Source organism: Macrococcus bovicus, assembly GCF_004359575.1.
Lineage (GTDB): Bacteria > Bacillota > Bacilli > Staphylococcales > Staphylococcaceae > Macrococcus > Macrococcus bovicus.
This window is the reverse complement of record NZ_SCWF01000037.1, coordinates 1-404: the sequence shown is the minus strand read 5'-3', so window position 1 is coordinate 404 and position 404 is coordinate 1. Positions and strand designations below refer to the sequence as shown.

Annotated in this window: 1 protein-coding gene; it reads left to right on the top strand. The window is 45.0% G+C overall.

Annotation, left to right across the window (positions count from 1 at the left end):
* Positions 1 to 404, top strand: a 404-nt coding sequence (locus ERX55_RS11310) for a PTS transporter subunit EIIC (protein ID WP_165983794.1), incomplete at both ends; no start/stop codon positions are given.

Sequence of the window (404 nt, the reverse complement as noted above, 5' to 3'; positions counted from 1 at the left end):
ATGTACAATCGATTTTCTGAAACAGAACTTCCTATGGCGCTATCGTTTTTCAGTGGTAAGCGTCTTGTACCGATTATGACTGCGTTCGCTAGTATGCTACTCGCATTTATACTGCTGTTTATCTGGCCTATTGTCTTCAGTGGTCTTGTTAATTTTGGTGAGATGATTTTAGGACTTGGCCCAGTGGGTGCGGGGCTTTACGGATTTTTTAACCGACTGCTGATACCTGTAGGTCTTCACCATGCCTTGAACTCTGTATTCTGGTTTGATGTCGCAAATGTCAATGACATCATCAACTTCCAGAAAGGGCACGGAACTGAAGGTATTACCGGTCGCTATATGGCTGGTTTCTTCCCGGTTATGATGTTCGGTATGCCGGCTGCTGCACTCGCGATGTATCATAC